This window comes from Streptomyces sp. NPDC127092, from assembly GCF_042722475.1.
Classification (GTDB): domain Bacteria; phylum Actinomycetota; class Actinomycetes; order Streptomycetales; family Streptomycetaceae; genus Streptomyces.
The window spans coordinates 91179-110189 of sequence record NZ_JBHXFE010000029.1; the positions used below are offsets into that span (position 1 = coordinate 91179).

General features: G+C 70.3%; 16 protein-coding genes and 2 pseudogenes. 10 read left to right on the top strand and 8 right to left on the bottom strand.

Annotated elements, in window-relative coordinates; translation table 11 throughout:
- Positions 1-119: 119 nt before the first annotated feature.
- A complete protein-coding gene (locus ACFWJO_RS23720) occupies positions 120-569 on the bottom strand; it encodes a hypothetical protein (protein WP_386868050.1) in 450 nt (149 codons plus the stop codon).
- Positions 570-1300: 731 nt separating this feature from the next.
- Between ACFWJO_RS23720 and ACFWJO_RS23725 the strand changes: the two genes are divergently transcribed.
- Together ACFWJO_RS23725 and ACFWJO_RS23730 are read left to right on the top strand one after the other, a co-directional pair.
- Positions 1301-3169, top strand: coding sequence for an RICIN domain-containing protein (locus ACFWJO_RS23725; RefSeq protein WP_386868052.1), 1869 nt, complete (start codon positions 1301-1303; stop codon positions 3167-3169).
- 138 nt (positions 3170-3307) lie between these two features.
- On the top strand, positions 3308-3976 hold the full coding sequence (locus tag ACFWJO_RS23730) for a hypothetical protein (protein WP_386868054.1): 669 nt from the start codon (positions 3308-3310) through the stop codon (positions 3974-3976).
- A 101-nt stretch (positions 3977-4077) separates the two neighbouring features.
- On the opposite strand, the gene ACFWJO_RS23735 is transcribed toward ACFWJO_RS23730, so the two are convergent.
- Positions 4078-4983: a TolB family protein gene (locus ACFWJO_RS23735; protein ID WP_386868055.1), complete on the bottom strand. Its 906-nt coding sequence runs from the start codon at positions 4981-4983 to the stop codon at positions 4078-4080.
- Positions 4984-5175: 192 nt separating this feature from the next.
- A complete protein-coding gene (locus tag ACFWJO_RS23740; protein ID WP_386868057.1) occupies positions 5176-5955 on the bottom strand; it encodes an NAD(P)H-dependent oxidoreductase in 780 nt (259 codons plus the stop codon).
- Positions 5956-6093: 138 nt separating this feature from the next.
- On the opposite strand from ACFWJO_RS23740, the gene ACFWJO_RS23745 reads away from it, so the two are divergent.
- Together ACFWJO_RS23745 and ACFWJO_RS23750 are read left to right on the top strand one after the other, a co-directional pair.
- On the top strand, positions 6094-6948 hold the full coding sequence (locus ACFWJO_RS23745) for a helix-turn-helix transcriptional regulator (protein ID WP_386868059.1): 855 nt from the start codon (positions 6094-6096) through the stop codon (positions 6946-6948).
- A 36-nt stretch (positions 6949-6984) separates the two neighbouring features.
- Positions 6985-7797, top strand: a complete 813-nt coding sequence (locus ACFWJO_RS23750) for a hypothetical protein (RefSeq protein ID WP_386868061.1) — start codon at positions 6985-6987, stop codon at positions 7795-7797.
- A 36-nt stretch (positions 7798-7833) separates the two neighbouring features.
- Here the strand turns inward: ACFWJO_RS23750 and ACFWJO_RS23755 are convergent, their stop codons facing one another.
- On the bottom strand, positions 7834-8559 hold the full coding sequence (locus ACFWJO_RS23755) for a phosphodiesterase (protein WP_386868063.1): 726 nt from the start codon (positions 8557-8559) through the stop codon (positions 7834-7836).
- Between the two features lie 100 nt (positions 8560-8659).
- Here ACFWJO_RS23755 and ACFWJO_RS23760 point away from each other — a divergent pair, with 100 nt between their 5' ends.
- The 3 genes from ACFWJO_RS23760 (at position 8660) to ACFWJO_RS23770 (ending at position 10886) form a co-directional block, all read left to right on the top strand.
- Positions 8660-9055, top strand: a complete 396-nt coding sequence (locus ACFWJO_RS23760; RefSeq protein WP_386868065.1) for a hypothetical protein — start codon at positions 8660-8662, stop codon at positions 9053-9055.
- Positions 9056-9194: 139 nt separating this feature from the next.
- Positions 9195-10277, top strand: coding sequence for a YihY/virulence factor BrkB family protein (locus tag ACFWJO_RS23765; RefSeq protein ID WP_386868067.1), 1083 nt, complete (start codon positions 9195-9197; stop codon positions 10275-10277).
- A gap of 18 nt (positions 10278-10295) precedes the next feature.
- Positions 10296-10886, top strand: coding sequence for a phosphatase PAP2 family protein (locus ACFWJO_RS23770; protein WP_386868069.1), 591 nt, complete (start codon positions 10296-10298; stop codon positions 10884-10886).
- A 143-nt stretch (positions 10887-11029) separates the two neighbouring features.
- On the opposite strand, the gene ACFWJO_RS23775 is transcribed toward ACFWJO_RS23770, so the two are convergent.
- The gene (locus tag ACFWJO_RS23775) at positions 11030-13357 is read right to left on the bottom strand and encodes a hypothetical protein (protein ID WP_386868071.1); all 2328 of its coding nucleotides are present in this window, start codon (positions 13355-13357) and stop codon (positions 11030-11032) included.
- A 209-nt stretch (positions 13358-13566) separates the two neighbouring features.
- Between ACFWJO_RS23775 and ACFWJO_RS23780 the strand changes: the two genes are divergently transcribed.
- Complete coding sequence (locus ACFWJO_RS23780) at positions 13567-14160, top strand: hypothetical protein (protein ID WP_386868073.1); 594 nt, start codon at positions 13567-13569, stop codon at positions 14158-14160.
- 186 nt (positions 14161-14346) lie between these two features.
- On the opposite strand, the gene ACFWJO_RS23785 is transcribed toward ACFWJO_RS23780, so the two are convergent.
- Positions 14347-14949, bottom strand: a complete 603-nt coding sequence (locus ACFWJO_RS23785) for a hypothetical protein (RefSeq protein WP_386868075.1) — start codon at positions 14947-14949, stop codon at positions 14347-14349.
- Positions 14950-15178: 229 nt separating this feature from the next.
- Between ACFWJO_RS23785 and ACFWJO_RS23790 the strand changes: the two genes are divergently transcribed.
- Both ACFWJO_RS23790 and ACFWJO_RS23795 read left to right on the top strand, forming a co-directional pair.
- Positions 15179-16525, top strand: a complete 1347-nt coding sequence (locus ACFWJO_RS23790; protein WP_386868077.1) for a serine hydrolase domain-containing protein — start codon at positions 15179-15181, stop codon at positions 16523-16525.
- A 204-nt stretch (positions 16526-16729) separates the two neighbouring features.
- On the top strand, positions 16730-17572 hold the full coding sequence (locus ACFWJO_RS23795; RefSeq protein WP_386868079.1) for a hypothetical protein: 843 nt from the start codon (positions 16730-16732) through the stop codon (positions 17570-17572).
- A 5-nt stretch (positions 17573-17577) separates the two neighbouring features.
- Here the strand turns inward: ACFWJO_RS23795 and ACFWJO_RS23800 are convergent.
- Both ACFWJO_RS23800 and ACFWJO_RS23805 read right to left on the bottom strand, forming a co-directional pair.
- Positions 17578-18217: pseudogene (locus ACFWJO_RS23800) on the bottom strand (response regulator).
- An 8-nt stretch (positions 18218-18225) separates the two neighbouring features.
- A pseudogene (locus ACFWJO_RS23805) lies at positions 18226-18921 on the bottom strand (sensor histidine kinase); the annotation flags it as partial.
- Between the last annotated feature and the right edge of the window lie 90 nt (positions 18922-19011).

Consider the following 19011-nt stretch of genomic DNA (forward strand, 5'->3'; position numbering starts at 1 on the left):
GGGGTGTGACGGGCCCACTTGGGGGGGGAAGGGGGGGGGGGAACGGGAAGGATGTGTTGGGGCAAAAGGGCCGGGGGGGAGCGGGGTGGGGGTGGCCGAACAGAGAGGGGCGGCCGCGATCACGCCTCGCCGGAAGCGATCGCGGCGGTCAGGGCGAGAAGGGCGGCATCGTATTGGCCCCGATCAAACTGGAACGGTCCGAACGCCGTGTACTCGCGGGTCTGGCGATGCGGTTGCTCGAACGCATCCCAGACGACGAAGTCGGCGGTCGTGGTGATGTCGGCCATGAGAGGCCAGCATCCCCACTCGCCGCACTCACATCCGAGAACGGGAGTCTTCGGCCCCATCGCGTTGGTGGACCGCCCGAAGAAGTGCTCCTTCATCGGGCCGAACCGGAAGAACTCCGGTATCAGGCCACCGTAGACATCGCCTGCGGGCTGCATCTCGGCGGCGATCTCGAAGGTGTCGATCAGAGCGGTGAGTGGGACGCCGTCGATGTAAGGGACCACTACGAGCGGACCGCCATCGCCGCGGGGCCGACAGTCGAACCGGATGACGTTGCTGGTCATCCAGTGATTTTCTCAGAGACGCCGCTCCCTCCTTCCAGGTGGGTCCAGCCGGGACATCGCGAGAGGCGACAGGGCGGATGTGGCCTCAGCCCCTCGACGCCGAGGGGAGCCAATGGGCGCCGACGGGCGCCGCTGGACGCCACTGGACTCGGCACTGCTTCGGCGCGACCGCCAATCCCCTCCCCCGCCAACGGCCCGCCCCCACCGGCGCGTTGAGCGTGGACGCCAGAAAGCGGGGCGGGCGGCTGCTCGACTGGAGTCGAGTTCGCTCACGGCTGGTGACGAAGGGAATTCACGAGGTAGTAATTAGGTGAATCCCAAACTGAATTACCGTCAACAAGTCCGGTGTGCATATCTCGATTCGGTAACGACACTCCCGGGAAAGGCCTGAACCTTTCACGTGCTGGCCCCCAACTCACCTCATTCATAAGTGAGTTGAGTGTTCATCAGATACGGTCGAGTAGGTAACGGTCTGATATCTCGACGGCCATTCCCGTTTGCCCGAATTCTCCACCGGGCGCGTCTGGCAGGCTTCCGCCACCCACTCCTCCGACCAAGGATTTGAGGTGCGCATGACTAGTCATCGCAGGAAGCGGCAACACAGACGCAGGCCCAGGGGATTGATGCTCGCCACCGTCGCCGTGGCGTCAGCGGCGGTGATCGCGGCAGGTGTCGCGTACGCCGGTATCGGGGGTGACGCTCAGGCAGGGACGTCCGCACAGGGCATACCCGTGCAGGCCGGAGCCCCGACGGCACCCCTCGCGCCGGCCGCCGCGCCGGCCAGGGACGAGGAGCCGGAGCCCATCGCCAAGAAGCCCGCCAACGACACCCGGCGGGGCATGGTCTACGACGGGCTCAAAGCGGCCGCCAAGGGCGACCGTTGCACGGGCGTCTACCGGACGGACGCCGGACTGTGCACCCATGGTCCCGACGCTCCGCCCAAGGGCGTGGACATCAAGGCCGACGTGGCTCCCGCCGTGACCGCCAAGGCGCCTGCCGCCAAACGCCCGCAGGACGCGCCCGCCGCCGACGCCGCCGGGGCCAGGGCCGCGGCGGCCGCGGCCCCGGAGCCCGCCGCGACGTCGGGAAGCCAGACCGCCGCCGCGGGCCCCGCGGGTCAGACCGTCCAGTGCGACGGTGACGGCAGCACCGGCAACCGCGTGCAGGTCGTCTACGTGCACGGCCCCGACCGTGACCGGTACGCCGAGTACGTGGCCTCGTTCCGCAAGTGGGCCGCCGACGCCGACCTCATCTACGCCACGAGTGCCAAGGAGACCGGCGGCGTACGGCACATCCGCTACGTGACCGCGGCCGACTGCACGCCGACCGTGCTCAACATCGAGCTTCCGGCGTCCGCGCTCGCCGAGTTCAGCGCCACCAACAGGGCGCTCGCGGACAAGGGCCTCAACCGGCGCGACCGCAAGTACATGATCTTCGCGGACACCAAGGTCTACTGCGGCATCGGCACCTTCGCCGGTGACGAGCGGCCCGGCCAGAACAACCAGAGCAACTTCGGTCCCTCCTACGGACGTACGGACGCGGGCTGCTGGGGCGGCCACACCGCGGCGCACGAACTGGGACACAACCTCGGCGCGGTCAACAACAGCGCGCCCAACACCAGCCGCGGCGCGCACTGCACGGACGAGTACGACGTCATGTGCTACTCGGACACCCCGTACTACCCCCAGATGCGGTACGTGTGCTCCAACCAGGCCGCCGAGAACATCCTGGACTGCAACCACGACGACTACTTCCACACCAGCCCCAGGGCCGGCAGCTATCTGGCCACGCACTGGAACATCGCCGACAACCAGTTCCTGATGCGGTCCGCGGGCGGCACCGGTCCCGACCCGAACCCCACTCCGACGCCCACCCCGACACCGACGCCGACTCCCACCCGGCCGCCCACCGGCGGGCCGTCGGTGTCGGTCAGCCAGATCCAGTCGACGGCCGCGGTCGTGAGCTGGCCCCAGGTGGACGGCGCCGCCTGGTACCAGGTCCTGCTGAACGACAGGCACCTGACCTGGGTGCAGTCGCAGGCGCTGCGCATCTACAACCTCCAGCCCGGCACCACGTACAAGGTCGCCGTCTCGGTCCGTGACCGGTCCGGCCGTGACAGCGGCGCCGGACCGACCACCACCTTCCGCACGGCCACGGCGGACGGCGGCGCGACGACCCCAGGCACCCGCTACACCCTGGGCAACGCGGGCACCGGCATGGCCGCCGAGGTCTGGGGCGGGCGCTCGGCCGACGGCACGGTGCTCGTAGGGGCGCGTGCCACCGGTTACGCCCAGCAGCAGTGGCTGTTCGACGACGCGGGCAGCGGGCTCTTCCGCATCCGCTCCGCCGTCTCCGGCAAGTGCCTGCAGACAGGCGGAGCCCCGGCCCAGGGCATGTGGATCGCCCAGCAGGCGTGCGGCAACGCCGCCACGCAGCGGTGGAAGCTGACCAGCCGCAACGGAACGGTCACCGTGACCGACCCGAGCGGCGCCTACGCCCTGACCGTGAGCAACCGCCCGTACTACGGAAGCTGGCTGCTCGATCTGCAGGCCACCAACGGCGGCGCGACGCAGGCATGGACGGTCCAGAAGGCCTCCTGACCCCGGCCTGAACCCAAGTCTGAGCTTGGGTTCAGGACTTCGCGTGAACCTCGACGCCGGCCTCCGCGCCGGCCCGGCGCCGGTCGACGCCGGCCTCCGCGCCAACCCACCTCACCCACGCACCTGGACACCACAACGATGCGAACACACCGCGCTCCCCGGACCGGCACCCGCACCGGCACCCGCACCCGCACCCGCACTGGTCTCGGCCTCGGCCTCGGATTCCTGCTCACGCTCCACGTCCACGCCCTGGCCCTGCCCACCATCGCCCAAGCCCACGGCGACACCCTCGACGTGGTCGTGACGGGCCAGCGGGACGGCCACATCACCACCGACATCACGTGGGAAAACGACGGGGACGCCGTCGACGAGACCGTCGCCGCCACCGTGAACGCGACCAGCCCGGACGGAACCCGATCCCTGGGCCCTTGGACGCTCGTCCGCGACCCCGGCAGGCGCACCGGCTGGAGGACCACCGAAACCCTGACCCCCGGCACCTGGAAGGTCACCGTCGACGTCGGTTTCCCCGCCCTCGGCCACGCGGAAGGAGAAGTCTCGGTTCCCGTGGTCGACCCGTCCCCGCCCGGTTCCCCCACGCCCCCGACCGCGTCCGCTCCCGTTCCCACGACGGCCGCCGCACCGGTCCCGTCCGCGACGGCGCCCGCGCCGTCCTCTCCCGCCGCGCGCCCGGCAGACGACCAGGAAGACCGCACGGCCGCATGGTCCGTGGCCGTCCTGGCCGGATTCGCGCTTGTCGGCGCCGCAGTCGGCGTGCTCCTACGCCGTACCCGCACCCACAAGCGCTGAGCCTCTCGCACCGCGCGGTCTTCGCTCGGAGGCCTGCGACTGCCCGCCTGACCGCCCGGGGCCCCGGGCAGCGCAGAGTGATCACCGTGAGGACGCCGGCCTCACGGCGAACCCCAGTCGGCCTGGAAGTCCAGCGTGTTGCCGAAGGTCACCTGGGTCAGGCCGGAGCCGTCGCCGGCGGCGGTGAACAGGTTCATCGGTTCGGTGTCGTCGTAGCCGCCCCGCGAGAACACCAGGCGTGAGCCGTCCGGCGACCAGGCGGGACCCGTGTCGTTCAGGCGGCCAGAGGTGATCTGGTGCAGCGACGTGCCGTCCGGGCGGCACACGTACAGGTGGGCGGTACCGAGCGTGTCGGTCCTGCTGAAGGCGATCCAGCCCGTGCGCGACCAGTCCGGGTCGCTGTCCCCCAGGGTGCCCGGCGGAGTGACCGGTGCCTCCTCCATCTGCCAGGGGTTGAGGCGTACGAGGGACTGGTTGCCCGCGGCGTCGCGCCGGGTGAAGACCAGGAAGATGCCGTCCGGGGACCAGGACGGCTCCACGTCGTCGACCGTGTTGTACGTGAGCCGGACGGGCGTGTAGCCGGGGGTCACCACGAACAGCTCGTTCTGACCGCCGACCCACTTGGCGAACGCGATCCGCTTACCGTCCGGCGACCACACCGGGTCGCGCCCGTTCTCGGTGCCCGGCACCGGCACCGGGCTGCCGCCCGAGGTGGTCCATATCCGCTGCGCCGGCTCGCCCGAGCCCTGCCGGACGTAGGCGAGCTGGAGACCGTCGGGCCGCCACGCCGGCATCACCTCGCTGGCGTCCGGAGTGGCGGTCACCCGGGTCGGGGAGCCCCCGCTCGGCGAGACGGAGTAGAGGTCCTCCAGCGGACCGCCGAGCCAGTGCCGGGTGAAGACGATCGGGGCCGGAGTGGCGGCCTGGGCGTGGCCGCCGGGCAGCAGAACACCCGCGAGCACGGCGGCGAGTACGGCGGCGGCCGTACGGACCGGTCTCAGGTTCATGTCGGAAGATCCCTTCGCGCAGAGTGCACCGGAAAGCCTGGCGTCGACCGTCCATGGGAAGGCCGCGAGCGTCAAGTCGCCTGCTGTCCCGGGCGGTCGATCGCGCGACCGGCGATCCGCACGCTCGCATCACCTCCGCCGGGCGGATCACAGCGATCGGGGCGCTTCGCTCGCCCCTGTCCGGGGCTCAGGTCAGCCGACCACGTGCAGCCCGAAACCCGTGCGGCCCGCAGGTTCCAGACCCTCCTTCAGGTGCAGCGAGGGGATCGCGTAGTCGCCGAAGTTCTGCTTCCGGAACGGGATCGGCTCGGTGGACTCCAGGGTGAGCAGGCGCTGCTGCCAGGCCTTGGCGACGTCCTCGTAGTCCTCGTCGGTCATCCGGTCGGTGCCGTACAGCACGAACGGGGGCAGCACCTCGATGCCCGGGTAGTAGAGGATGCCGTGGTGGATCGGGAACAGCAGGTCGTCGATGGGGCCGTTGATCCCGCGGGCGGCGTAGTGCGACTCCGGGCCGCCCGCGGTCACCGACAGCAGAGCCCTTCTGCCCGCGAGGGTGCCTTCGCCGAAGCGCTCGCCGTACTTGGTGGCGCTGTGCTCACCGACCCCGTAGGCGAAGTGGTAGGTGAACACCCGGTCCACCCATCCCTTGAGGATGGCGGGCATCGTGTACCACCACAGCGGGAACTGGAAGATGACCGTGTCGGCCCACAGCAGCTTCTCCTGCTCGGCGCGGACGTCCGGGGTGAGCGTTCCGGCGTCGAAGGCCCGGCCCGAGTCCCGGGCGACCTGCAACGGGGTCGAGGCGTCGGGGCCGTAGTCCGCGGCGTCCACGACCGCCTTCCAGTTCATCGCGTACAGATCGCTCACCCGTACCTCGTGCCCGGCGGCCTCCAGCGTGGACACCGCAAGGTCCTTCAGGGAGCCGTTCAGCGACTTCGGCTCCGGGTGGGCGTAGACGATCAGCGTCTTCATGGGAACTCCTTCGGATCGGATGCCTTCGATCCTGGGCGCCGGGGCGGCCGGTGTTCAGGGACGCCTCGTCCGGCGGACCGGACTTCCTGGTATTGACAGGACCACCTTCCCGGGCAGCCCCGACGACATACTGAGGGGATGGACGATCTCGCGGGTTTCCTGCGGACCCGGCGTTCCCGGGTCGACCCGGCGGCCCTCGGCATCCCCACCGACAGCCGCCGCCGGGTCGAAGGGCTGCGCCGCGAAGAAGTGGCGCACCTGTCGGGAGTCAGCGTCGACTACTACGTACGCCTGGAGCAGGGCCGTGCGAAGCAGCCCTCCGAGCAGGTCCTCGACGCACTCGCCCGCGTCCTCGGCCTCGACGCGACCGAACGCGGGCACCTCTACCGGCTCGCGCGACAGCGCCGCCGTCCGGCGAAGGCGCCGGGCGGCCGGGTCCGTCCGGAACTCCTGCGCGTCCTCGGTCTGGTCGCCGACGCACCCGCGCTCCTCACGGACCACCGCCTGGACGTGCTCGCGGGGAACCGCCTCGCGGGCCTCCTCTTCGGCCGGCCGATCCCAGGCCTGAACACCGCGCGGCACATCTTCCTGGAGGAGTCCGAGCGCGGCCTCTACGCGCAGTGGGAGCAGTGCACCGTCGACGTGGTCGGGCATCTGCGCCTGGCCGTCGGCAAATTCCCCGATGACCCCCGTCTGGCCTCGCTCATCGGCGAGCTGGCGATGGGCAGCGAGCGCTTCCGCCGCCTCTGGGCGCGTGCGGACGTACGCGCCCGCACCCATGGACCGAAGGCGTACCGGCACCCGCTGGTCGGACGGCTGGAACTGCACCACGAGAACTTCGCTCTGCCGGACGAATCGGGCATGGAGCTGGTGGTCATGTCCGCGGCCCCCGGCAGTCCCTCAGAGGACGCACTGCGCCTGCTCGCGGGCCTGGGCTCGGACGGCTGCCCTCGGCAGAAAACCGGGTCCCTTCTGTCACACCCGCCCCGCTAGAGTGAACGCGTTCAACAAGGGGAGGGAACCCAGCACGTGAAGCACCGCAATCACCGCCGCGCCGCCGCGGCCGCGCTCATGGCCGCCAGCGTCATCTCGATCGCCTCCTGCGGCCCCGCCGCCACCGACTCCGGCGCCACGAACACCCGGAGCGCCAGCCCGAGCCCGACGAAGCCCAAGGACGCCTTCGACGGCCTGACCGGCCCCCAGATCAGCGCCAAGGCCAAGACCGCCCTCAAGGACGCCACGTCCCTGCGCGTGACCGGCGACGCCCCGGACGGCCGCGGCGGCACCATCTCCATCGACATGGCCATGGACACCAAGGGGTCCTGCCGCGGCACCATCGTCCAGCAGCACGCCGGCACCATCGAAATGATCAAACACCGCAGCACCGTCTTCATGAAGGGCGACGAGAAGTTCTGGCGCGCATCCCTCGCCGCCGGAAAGAAAAAGCCCACCGCTCGGCAGGCCGACGCCTTCGTCGAGATCGTCAAGGGCCGTTGGATGAAGGTCGACAAGAAGACCGCCAGGGCCATGACCCGCAAGGACATGTGTGACCTCGGCACGCTCGCCGACAAGCTCGGGGACGACTCGGCCACCGACACCACCACCACGCGCGGCGCCGACGTCACCCGCGCCGGCCAGGCCCTCGCCGTCATCTACGACCGCGATGGCAACGAGGTCACCACCATCCACGTCGCCAAGACCGGCAAGCCCTATCCCGTCGAGATCACCCACACCGGCGGCACCGAACCCGGTTCCCTCAAGCTCACCGACTTCGACAAGCCGGTCGACACCACCCCGCCGCCCGCCGACCAGGTCATCGACACCAACAAGCTCCGCCGCTGACCGGCCCCAACGGCCGGACGGGGACGCGGAGTTCGCTCAGCGTCCGTGCCTGGCGTGCCGTCCGGTGCGGGATCCCGCGTATGCAGCGGTCCGCAGCGCGCGCAGTCGGCGGCCGGGGCCGAAGTCCCGCACCGGGGTGAGGTACGGGTCGAACGCGTACCCGCTGTCGGCGCTTCCCGGCCGATGGCGCAGGGTGAGCCGGGCGAGCGGATGCCAGTGTTCCTCTGCGCCGAAGCAGAGCTCGAACTCGAGCGGACGAGTCCGCGACGCCCGGCCGACCAGTACGGGGTCGGCCCGGAGCGCGGCGGCACCGGGGGCCGGGAAGGCCGCGATCACGCCCCTGCGCCTGCCTACGGTGTAGTTCAGCAGGGTCGAGTACGGCCCCGCGCCGGCGGAGCGGCGGGGAAGCGGCAGGTGGCGGGCGAGCCGGCCGCGGCCGCTGCTGGTCATCAGCAGATCCACCGGGCGGCCGGCACCGTCGGCGTCCTCGATCCGCAGGGCGAGGCCGAGGCCGTCCGGCAGTGGTTGTGGCAGGCCGGCGGCCCGGGACCAGCGCGCCGTCACCGCGTACGTGCCGGGGCGGTCGAGCCATGCCACTCCCCACCGCGGCCCGGTGGCCGCCACGACGAGGTGGCCGGTGAGGACGACCCCGTGCGGGTGCAGCGCGGGCCGCCCGCGCACGCGGCTCACGGCGCGGGCGGCCCGGAACGCCAGGCGCTCCGGGCCCCTCACGACGCCGCCCGGGCCAGGACTGTCAGGCATGGCCCGCGCCTACCCGGGTGGACGCACCCGACACGTACGGGTGTGGGGCGGTCCGGGCGGGGCAGGCGCCTCGCCGGAAGGCCGGAGCAAGGAGGCGGTCATGCCCGATGCGATAACCGTGGCGCGCGCCCAGGGACTGTTCAACGTGGTGGGCGGCATGTGGCCCGTCCTGTCGCTGAGGAGCTTCGAAGCGATCTACGGCGCCAAGACCGACCGCTGGCTGCAGCGCACGAACGGCGCCCTGCTGGCCGCCACCGGCATCAGCCTGCTGCTCGCCCGCCCCGGCTCCGAAGGCATGCGGCACGCCCGCTGCGTCGGCACCGGCAGCGCCCTCACCCTCCTGGCCGCCGACGTGGTCTACGTGCCGCTGCGCCGGATTCCCGCCACCTACCTGCTCGACGCCGCCATGGAGGCGGCCTGGCTGACGGCCTGGTGGACCGTCCGGATCCCCCGGACCCGCTCAGGATTCCGCCGCACGGCCTCGCGGCCAGCCTGATCGATCACTTGTTGATGGCGCAACCAGCCCACGGGGAGAGCAAGACGCGCACGCGCCTGATCGCCATCCGACTCTGCTAGCGGGAGGACGGAGGCGCGCTGAAGGTTCGTGGGGCGGCATTCGGGTTACTCGCACGGGCATGGCACCTCTATGGCAGCGAAAGCGCGATGACCAGGACCAGCACGACGAGCGGCGGAACCCGGGCGCCGGTCGTGACGGGAGCGGCGGGCCCGGGGCTGGAGCGGGGCCTGATCCGCAGGTGGAGCGCGATGCGCCCGATGCGCCCGCGGACATGGGCAAAAAGTCGTGGGGGGCTGTGCTGAAACGGACGCTGAAGGAGTTCAAGGACGACGAGCTGACCGACCGGGCGGCGGCGCTGACCTACTACGGCGTCCTGGCGCTCTTCCCGGCCCTGCTGGTCCTGGTTTCCCTGCTCGGCATCTCGGGGAAGTCGGCGACGCAGCAAGTCCTGGACAACCTGACGAAACTCACCCCCGGCGCGGCCCGGGACGTCATCACCAATGCGGTGACCCAGCTGCAGTCCTCCAGCGGTACGAGCACCGTCATGGCGATCGTCGGCCTGCTGGTGGCCCTGTGGTCGGCCTCGGGGTACGTGGCCGCGTTCATCCGTACGTCCAACGCCGTCTACGACATCCCCGAGGGCCGCCCGGTCTGGAAGACCACCCCGTTGCGGCTGCTCCTGACGCTGGTGCTGATGGCCCTGGCCTGCGCCAGTGCGCTGCTCGTGGTGCTCACCGGTCCGCTCGCCCGGCAGATCGGTACGGCCCTGGGCATCGGGGACACGGCCCTGACGGTGTGGTCGATCGCCAAGTGGCCGGTCCTGGTCGTCCTCGTCACCTTCATGATCTCCATCCTGTACTGGGCCTCTCCCAACGCCCGGGGCCGCGGCTTCAAATGGATCACACCGGGAAGCTTCCTGGCGCTGGTGATCTGGATGATCGCCTCCGGGGCCTTCGCGTTCTACGTGGCGAACTTCGGCTCCTACAACAAGACCTACGGCACCATCGCGGGAGTGATCATCTTCCTGGTCTGGCTCTGGATCACGAACCTGGCGATCCTGCTCGGCCTGGAATTCGACGCCGAGCTCTCGCGCGAGCGCGCCATCATCGGCGGCCACCCCAGGGACCGGGAGCCCTACGTCGAGCCCCGCGACACCCGCAAATGGAGTGATGCGGAGCGCAAGGACATGGGCGAGCGCTGAACCAGGGACTGACGCGCCATGGGACGGAAGCAGGTCGTCACGCGCCCCCTGGAGGGCCTGCGCCGCCTCGACCGCCGTCTGACCCGCCGGGCCGCGTCCTGGACCTCCCCCTGGGTCCGGCAGGTCCTTCCGGCCGTGGACTCCGCGGCCGAGGGAACCAAACTCTGGTGGGGCATGGCCGTGCTCATGGCCGCAACGGGCGGGCGCACGCAGCGCAAGGCCGCGGCTGCCGGGCTGCTGGGCATGGTCACCGCACAAGTGCTGTCGAACGCCGCCTGCAAGCAGCTCTTGAAGCGGCCCAGGCCGCCCCGGCAGCTCATCCCGCACGACGACGCCGAGGACCGGCCGGACTCCTCGTCCTTCCCCTCCGGGCACACCGCCGCCGCCGCGGGTTTCACCGCAGCCGTGGCCGCGACCAGCCCGTGGTGGGCAGCCGCGGCCGGCGCCGTCACCGCCATGGTCGCCCTCGACCGCGTCCACACCGGAGCGCACTACCCCAGCGACATCGCCGCCGGCGCCGCCATCGGCATCGCGAGCGCCAGGCTGGTCCACCATGCGCCCCGCCTGCTGTTCCGTGTCGTTCTGCGGCGTGCCTCGAAGGTGGGCTAGCAGTCCGTCCTCGCCGCCCGGCGCCGTACCGCATCCCCCGTAACGCGGGACAGGAACGCGGACGATCGTGCGGGAAGGGCCCCGACCCAGCCGAAGCGTGGGGTCGGGGCCCTTCTGCGAGAGGCGTGCAGCGCCTGGTCCGGCTACCCGCCGAGGGCCTTGCGCCGGCGCATCCACCACATCAGGCCGCCGCCGAGGGCGACGATCGCCGCGGCGATGCCGGTGATCAGGCCGATGGGGGTGTCGGAGCCGGTGTCAGCGAGGTCGCCGTCGGGATCCGGCTTGTTCGCCGGCGGGGTCGTCGCATCGTCACCGGGGCCCGGGGTGGTGGGCTCCGGAGCCGGGCTGGACGGCGGATCGGTCGGGTTCGGCGGGTCGGTCGGGTTCGGCGACGGGGTGTTGCCGTCGTCGTCCTTCTGGCCGTTGGAGTTCCCGCCGAGGAGGAGCAGCCGCTCCCGCTCGGTGTCGTCGGTCATGGCCTTGACCGAGGTCTTGGTCTGGCGGGGCAGGTGCCGGTTCTGGAGGGTGAACTCTGCCTGGGTGACGTTGCGCTTCGGCTGCCTGGACAGGTCCACGCCGCCGATGGTGATGACCCAGACCTCCTCACCCTTGGTGAGCTCGTACTTGAACTCGCCTTCCTTGAAGACCTTGACGTACCTGTCGAAGACGTCGGTCTTCTTCCAGCCCTCGTGCGGGGCGCGGATCGGCCACTGCTTCACGTCGTTGCTGTTGATGATGGTGCGGTAGTCCGTCGGCCGCTGGGCGTCCTGCTGGCGGACGAACTCGGCCGCCACGCGGGACTTGTAGACGCGGCGCAGGTCGGCGTACTGCGGGTCCGTGTTGATCCACTTCTCGACCTCGGGCACGATCGTGCTGCGGAACACCCGCTCGTTGTGCTCGATCTCGGCCTTGGTGAGCGAGTCCTGGCAGGGCTTGCCGCCGCCGGGGCCGGGGGTGTTGACCTCGGCGTACTCGGACTGGAGCTTGAGCGGCGCGTCGAGGATGTAGATCCCGCCGTCCTGCTCGCGGACCTTCGCCGTCTTCGGCTCGATCCAGTTCCGCATCGACGTCAGGCACGGCCAGCCGTTGACCTTGGACAGCCGGTCCCAGGTGTTCTTGCCGAGGTCCGTCTTGGGGTCCATGGCCTTGTAGAAGTCGTGCTTGAGCTGGAGGTCGGCCTCCAGCAGCACCCGGCCGGCGTCCGTGGACGCGAACTTGTCGTCCATGATCGTGCCGGGAGTGTCCGGGTTGAGGTTCACCCAGAACTTGTCCGGCGTCAGCGCCAGCCACGTGAAGAACGCGTCCGAGGCCATCTGCGCCTTCGCCTTGCCGCCCCAGCCGACCGTGTCGTTGTCCGGGTCCTCCTTCGCGGCGAAGGAGTAGTCCAGGCCCTTGCCCTTCACGGGCGTGCCGACGTACTGGATCTCGAGGGTGGAGAAGTCGATGCCGCCCGGAGTGGGCATCTGGGAGACGCCGGGGATCCGGCCGATGCGCTGAAGCCTGTCGGCGAGCTGCCTCGGGTTCTCCGGCGACTTCTGGATCATGTCGTTGCCGCCACCCCGCGAACCGGTGCTGGTGCCGGGCTTGGCGTTCATGTACGGGTCGACTCGACGCGACGGGGTGTTCGACGTACCGCTGGGGGCCTTCTCGACCGCGTCCGCCTTGTACGAGATCTTCTTGACCCGGTCCGGGGCGATCTTCCGCAGGTCGGCGTCGTGGTTCTTCGCGCCGCCCTTCGTCTCCCGCCCGTAGGCGTAGGTGATCTTCTTGTCCTGGTGATTCGGGTCCTTCAGCAGCGCCTTGTCCTTGGGGCGCTGCGTCGGGTCGGGCTTGTCGTTCGACTTGCCCTCGACGATCTCGCCGGTGCGCTTGTTGTAGGCGTCGGCGCGCCGGACGTAGCGTTCCTTGGTGTCCGGGTCGACGACCTCGAACTCCTTCTCGCAGATCCAGTCCGGACCCACCAGACCGAAGTCGTAGACGAGCTTGGCCATGTACGCCTTGCCGCGGGGGTCGTTGCCGCCCCTGGGGATGTAGTAGTCGTCCCGGTACGTCTCGAACGGCACCCCCTTCCACTGGTCCGACTTCAGCGCCTTCTTGTAGTAGGCCCAGACCCGCCGCTTGTCACCCTTCTTGTAGTCGTCCGGGTTGTCGCTGATCTCCTTGAGCTCGTCGTCGGTCGGCGCGCGCAGGCCGTCCCACTGCTTCTGCCCGTTGACGTAGTCGTACTCGTCGCGCTCCGCGTCCGGCCGGACGTATCCGTCGGCTGGGAGACCGCCTTCCACGACGTCGGAGAAGTCGTAGTAGTCCTTGTACTCCTCGTCGCACCGCCTGCCCTGCTTCAGCGGCGGCTTCGCCTTCGCCTCGGCCTGGTCCCAGCCGGGCAGTCCGGTCAGCGAGACGGCGCCGGCGCAGGCCAGCGCGATCGCTGCCCGCGCCCACCAGCGGCGCCGGGAACGTATGTGTTGGGTCACGGAATCCCCCTGGGGGCCCCAGGTCAGTCAGATTTCCTCGCGCGGCGCCACGGGCCCCCGTGCTCGGTACGGCGCCTGTGCGGGAGCAACGTTCACCCTAGGCGCTCAACTCGGCCTGTCCACGCCGCAATTACTGACGACACACCGACAACTCACGTGCCGCGCGGGATCTTTACACCGCACACACATGGTTCGCCTAGTCTCGGGGCATGAAGTGGACCGACCCGCGCGACATGGACGAGGACGAGTACGCCGAGTACGTGCGCGAAGCGAAGACGCGAGACCACGTCAGCGCCCACAATCAGGTGCTGGAGGAGTGGCTGGAACGGCAGAGCACCGGATTCCCCGCCTGGGCGGAGGAACAGGCCGGCCGCGGGCCGTGGGACTTCGCCGTGGATTCCCTCCCGCGGCTCGAGGCGCTCATCCGCGACGCCTTCGACAGCCCCGCCCAGGCGCGCACGGCGATGGACACGCCGTTGGTCGCGGTCGCGGCCTGGTACCTCGGCGAGGTCCACAACCGCGCCTTCGGAACCCAGTGGCAGTTCCACCCCTCCTTCGCCGACGACAACCCCCTCGACCACCGGCCGCACATCACCCTGCCCTGGGAGCGCCGGGAGGAATTCCACTACACCGACCCCGAGCACATCGAGGACGACGCGCGCCCGATCTACTCCCCCACCGAGATCCTGTGCAACCTCCCGGCCCGGCCTGCGGATCAGGGCCTCCTGCACCGCATCGACAGCCGGTGGGAGGTGCCCACTTCCTGCGACGAACCGTTCTGCCGATACCACCGCAACGATTAGCCGTCGCAACGGGGAGCGTCGTGCCTCTCAGCGTGAGTGCGTGCCTCTCGGCGTGAGTCGGACCGTGCTGCTTGTGTTGGGGCTCGTGACTTGCTGCGTCGGGAACGCGAGGAAGGACTGCAGCGGCCAGGCCGCGCGGAACTCACCCGGGCTCAGCCGTCAGCCTCAGGCGTCATGGGTCGTGCGTCAGCCGAACCACACCACCAGGCGGACGTTCTCGTCGCCGTGCACCGCCGCCAGCTCGCGCATCACCGCCCACGCCGGGCCCCAGCGGTCGCCATCCGGCGGCGCGAACACGCGGGGCGTGATGTCCACGGGTCGGTACACCACCCCGTCCAGGTGGACCTCACCGCCCTCCGGCCACTCATGCGGCATCAGGTCCTCTCCGAAGAGCTCTTCGGCGGCGTCGAGGACCTCGGTCGGCGCCCGGTACACGTCGTGCAGAACCAGCTCGCCGTGCGGGCCCGGCCGCCACTCGCCGATGTGCATCCAGGAGGGTCTGTCAGCCAGGGGCGCGTCCCAGTCGACGGCCACGACCTCGGCCCAGGTGGCGTACGAGTGACTGTGGTTGATCTCGTCGTCCGGCACGTCGCCCGAGACGTCGTCCGGCTTGCCCCGCTGGTCGAACAGCGCCCGGCCGCGGTCCAGACCGAGGCTCCCGCCGTAACCGAAGAGACACTCCCGCGCGTAGCGGTCGCGCACGAGCGCACAGTCCGGCAGCCAGTCCCGGGCCGCCCATCGGCCGTCGAGACCGCGCACCTCGATCAGACCTTCGATGTCAGTCCCCATGGGTGTCGATCTTAAGGTCCGATGGCCTGACGTCTCTTCGGCGGGCGCCGAACGCGACCGTGCCGGCCGGCGAGTTCCCTTCCCGCGACTTCCGGACACTGCGGAATGAAATGGCCGGAACACGCCGTCGGTGGCGGGAACCCTTCCGGTGTCCCGGCGCTCATGCTCGGTGAGTCGGTCGCCCGGATCGTCCGGGTCGACCTCATCGGACCAAGAAGTCGAGGGATACGTGCTCCGTTCGCTTTCGCCGCGCCGTCGTCCGGCCGCGAGCGCCCTGCTGATCGCCGCCGCCGCACTCACCGGGAGCCTCGCCCCTGCCACTCCCGCAGCCGCCGTCACCGACTCCGCCAACTCCGTCGTACGGGTGAGCGCGGCCGGGCACGGGTCCGCGCTCACGTCCACGCCCGCGTCCACGCCCGCGTCCACGCCCGCGCCGGACATGGCCGGCGTGGTCGCCGCGCTGAACAACGCCATGGCCAACGGCGCGCCGGGCGCCATGGCCCGCTACAGCGGCCCCGAGGGCGCGCGGAGTCGCACCGTCGGCGTCATGAACCGCGAGACGGGCGCGCCGATGGACATCCACGCGCGGTTCCGGATCGGCAGCGTCAGCAAGACCTTCTCCACGGTCGTGCTCCTCCAGCTGGTGGACGAGGGCAGGCTGGATCTGGACGCTCCGGTCAACAGCCTGGTGCCGGGCCTGCTGCCCGACGACCGGATCACGGTCCGCCACCTGCTCACCCACCGCAGCGGACTCGCGGACTACACGGACAAGATGTTCGAACACACGGTGCCGGGCTTCGAGTCCGTGCGGAACCGGGTGTTCTCCTACCAGGAGCTGGTGGACCTGTCCCTGGCCGAGCCCCGCACCACGGAGCCGGGCGTCACGTACCGCTACTCCAACACCAACTTCGTCGTCGTCGGCATGATCATTGAGGAGCTGACGGGCCGTCCGGTGGCCGACGCCTACGAGCGGCGGATCTTCAAGCCGCTGAAGCTGCGCGGCACGTCGTACGTGCACCCGGACACGCGCATCGCGGGCCGGCACGCGCGCGGTTACCTCCACCCGGACGAGGAGGGCTCGCCGCTGGTCGACTCCACGGAGCAGACCGTGTCGTGGGCCCAGTCCGCCGGGGCGGTGATCTCCACCCCGGCCGACCTCAACACGTTCATGAGCGCGCTGATGCGCGGCCGGCTGCTCTCGCCCGCGATGCTGGAGGCCATGACCACGGTGACGCCGACGGACACCACCGGCACCCGGTTCTACGGACTCGGGCTGCGCCGCTACGACCTGTCGTGCGGCACGCAGGTGTACGGCCACACCGGCACGGTCCAGGGCTTCTACACGTACGCCTTCGCGACCCGCGACGGGCGGCGGAGCCTGGCGGCGCTGGCGAACACCTCGAACCACGGTGCCGCCAACACGGCGCTGGGCGGCACCCTGGAGGCCGCCTTCTGCGGCCCCAGGCCCACGACGGGCGAGGTGCCCAGGGCACGGGCGGCCTCGCCCGGCACGGGCACGGTGAACCGGAGCGCGACGGACCACGCGGCGGAGCGTGACCTGCCCGAACGCGGCTGACGGCGACAGCCCCCGGGCTGCCCTGGAAGGGTCTCGTCGGTCACGCCGCGTCGACCGACGAGACACCCCTCACTGTTGTGTGGGTCATGCTGGAGCGAGTTGGCGTCCGCGCTGACGATGGCCTCGCGGTGGAGTCCCTCACGGGCGCGGAGCCGCCTTGTCCGGGTCCTTACCAATTTGTCGCCCACTACCTACACTTGATTCATGGCCACCCCAAGTACGAACCCACTGGCGGGAGTTGTATCGACGACCGCAGCGGGTGAGCGGCTGGTGTTCGTGCCACGTCGAGTGGTGGATGTCGGTACCGAAATCGTCGTCGGCGTCGTGACACCGCCGGTGATTGCGGTCCCCCTCCTGATACCGATCCTGGGAATCGCCCTGGCCACCGGTTCCTGGGTCATCCTCTGGGCTGCCCTTGGGCTGATAGCCCTGGCCATGACCGTGCTCGTCCCGACCGTGATGTTCATGAAGTTGATCGAAACGGTGCGGTGGATCGAGTTCCGCCCTCACGGGAGTACGAAGCAACTCGTGATCGCGTACTTCCTGCGTTCCTCCACCGTTGCCGCGGCTGATCTGCAGCGCGTCATCCTTTCCGAACGGTTCGCAGCGGACCGACGAAAGTCGCTCGAAGTGGTGCTGCACACGCGCGGAGGCACGGTGGAGTGCAAGCCGGGAACTCTGAGCCCGATGTCCCGAGTCAGTGGGGAGGCACTGCTCGACTGGCTGACCGGCCAACTCAGCCCGGCCGGCATAGCGGTGGAGCACCGGACGAAGACAGACCGCGGCTTCGTGCGCCCCGACGAATGGTACTCGGAAGCAGACCTGGCCGCTCTGTGGCACGTGCCCGCCAGCGAGGTCTATGAGCTGGTCGTCCGCCACGCCATCCACAGTTACACGTTCACACCCCGCGCCGCCGCGCTGTACTCACCGACCACAACGATAACGGTCTACGACCCGGCCGGGGCACACGACGTCGCGGAGCAACTCCGCAGGAAACGCACCACGAGCCCCCCGGTCGACGGCATACAGGAAACACCACACCCCTGAAGGACCTAGCCGGTCACGCCCAGGAAGCGCAGGACCGCGAGGACGCGGCGGTGGTCGGCGTCCGTCGGCGGGAGGTCCAGCTTGGCGAGGATGCTGTTGATGTGCTTCGCCACCGCGCTTTCGCTGACCGTGAGTCGGGCGGCGATTCCCGCGTTGGAGCGGCCCTCGGCCATCAGGGCGAGGACGTCGCGCTCGCGGGGGGTCAAGCGGTCCAGCGGGTCGCTCGGGCGGCGGATCAGGAGCTGGGCCACGACCTGAGGGTCGAGGGCGGTGCCGCCGCGGGTCACGCGGCGCAGTGCCTCGATGAACTCCTCGACGTCCGCCACCCGTTGCTTGAGCAGGTAGCCCACGCCGCTGGTGTTCGTGGCGAGCAGTTCGGCCGCGTAGCGTTCCTCGACGTACTGCGAGAGCAGCAGCACGGCCGTCCCGGGATTGTTCGCGCGGATCGAGAGAGCGGCGCGAACCCCCTCGTCGGTGAAGCCGGGAGGCATGCGGACGTCCACGACTGCCAGGTCGGGGCGGTGTGCCTCGACCGCGGCCAGGAGTCCGGGCGCGTCCCCGGCCTCGGGCCGCGACCTCGAAGCCGGCCATCTCCAGCACCTTGACCAGGCCGATCCGCAGCAGCACGGAATCCTCGGCGATCACGGCGCGTCTCACGTCGGCCACGGCAGCTCCACATCGATCACGGTCGGTCCCCCTGTGGGACTGCTCATCCGGAATGTGCCGTCCACGGACCGCACGCGTTGGGCGAGACCCTTCAGGCCGCTTCCCCGGGACGGATCGGCCCCGCCCACTCCGTCGTCGGCGATCACCACCCGCAGTATCGCGCCCGGTCTGCTGATCGTCACATCCGCCCGGCTCGCGTCCTGGGCGTGCTTGGCGATGTTCGTCAGCGCCTCGGAGACGACGAAGTACGCCACCGCCTCGACGGCGGGCGCCGCGCGCGGCGGTAGCTGCGACGGCTGCGACGGCTGCGGCGGCAGGTCCACCCGGAGTCGTACGGGCAGCGGGCAGCGCGCCGCGAGGCCGGACAGGGCCGCGTCCAGGCCGAGTTCGTCGAGTACGGACGGATGCAGGCCGCGCACGAGGTTGTCGAGCTCCTCGATCGCGTCCTTCGCCTCCCAGTGGGCCGCGTCGATCACGGCGAGCGCCTCGGGCGGCAGGTCGGTGAGGCTCGCCTTGGCGATGCCGAGGTTCAACGCCAGGGACACCAGGCGCTGTTGGGCACCGTCGTGCAGGTCCCGTTCGATGCGGCGTCGTTCGGCGTGCGCGGCGTCCACGGCTGCGGCCCGGCTCTCGGTCAGGTCGGCGACCCGCTGCGCCAGGTCTTCGCTCGGGTCGGGCCCTAGGCCGTTTCTTTCGGATCAGGGCCGGATAGGCCGCGGCGTCTGGCGCGGTGCATCGCAAGGCGCCGGAGCGTCGCGATAGCGGAGCTATCG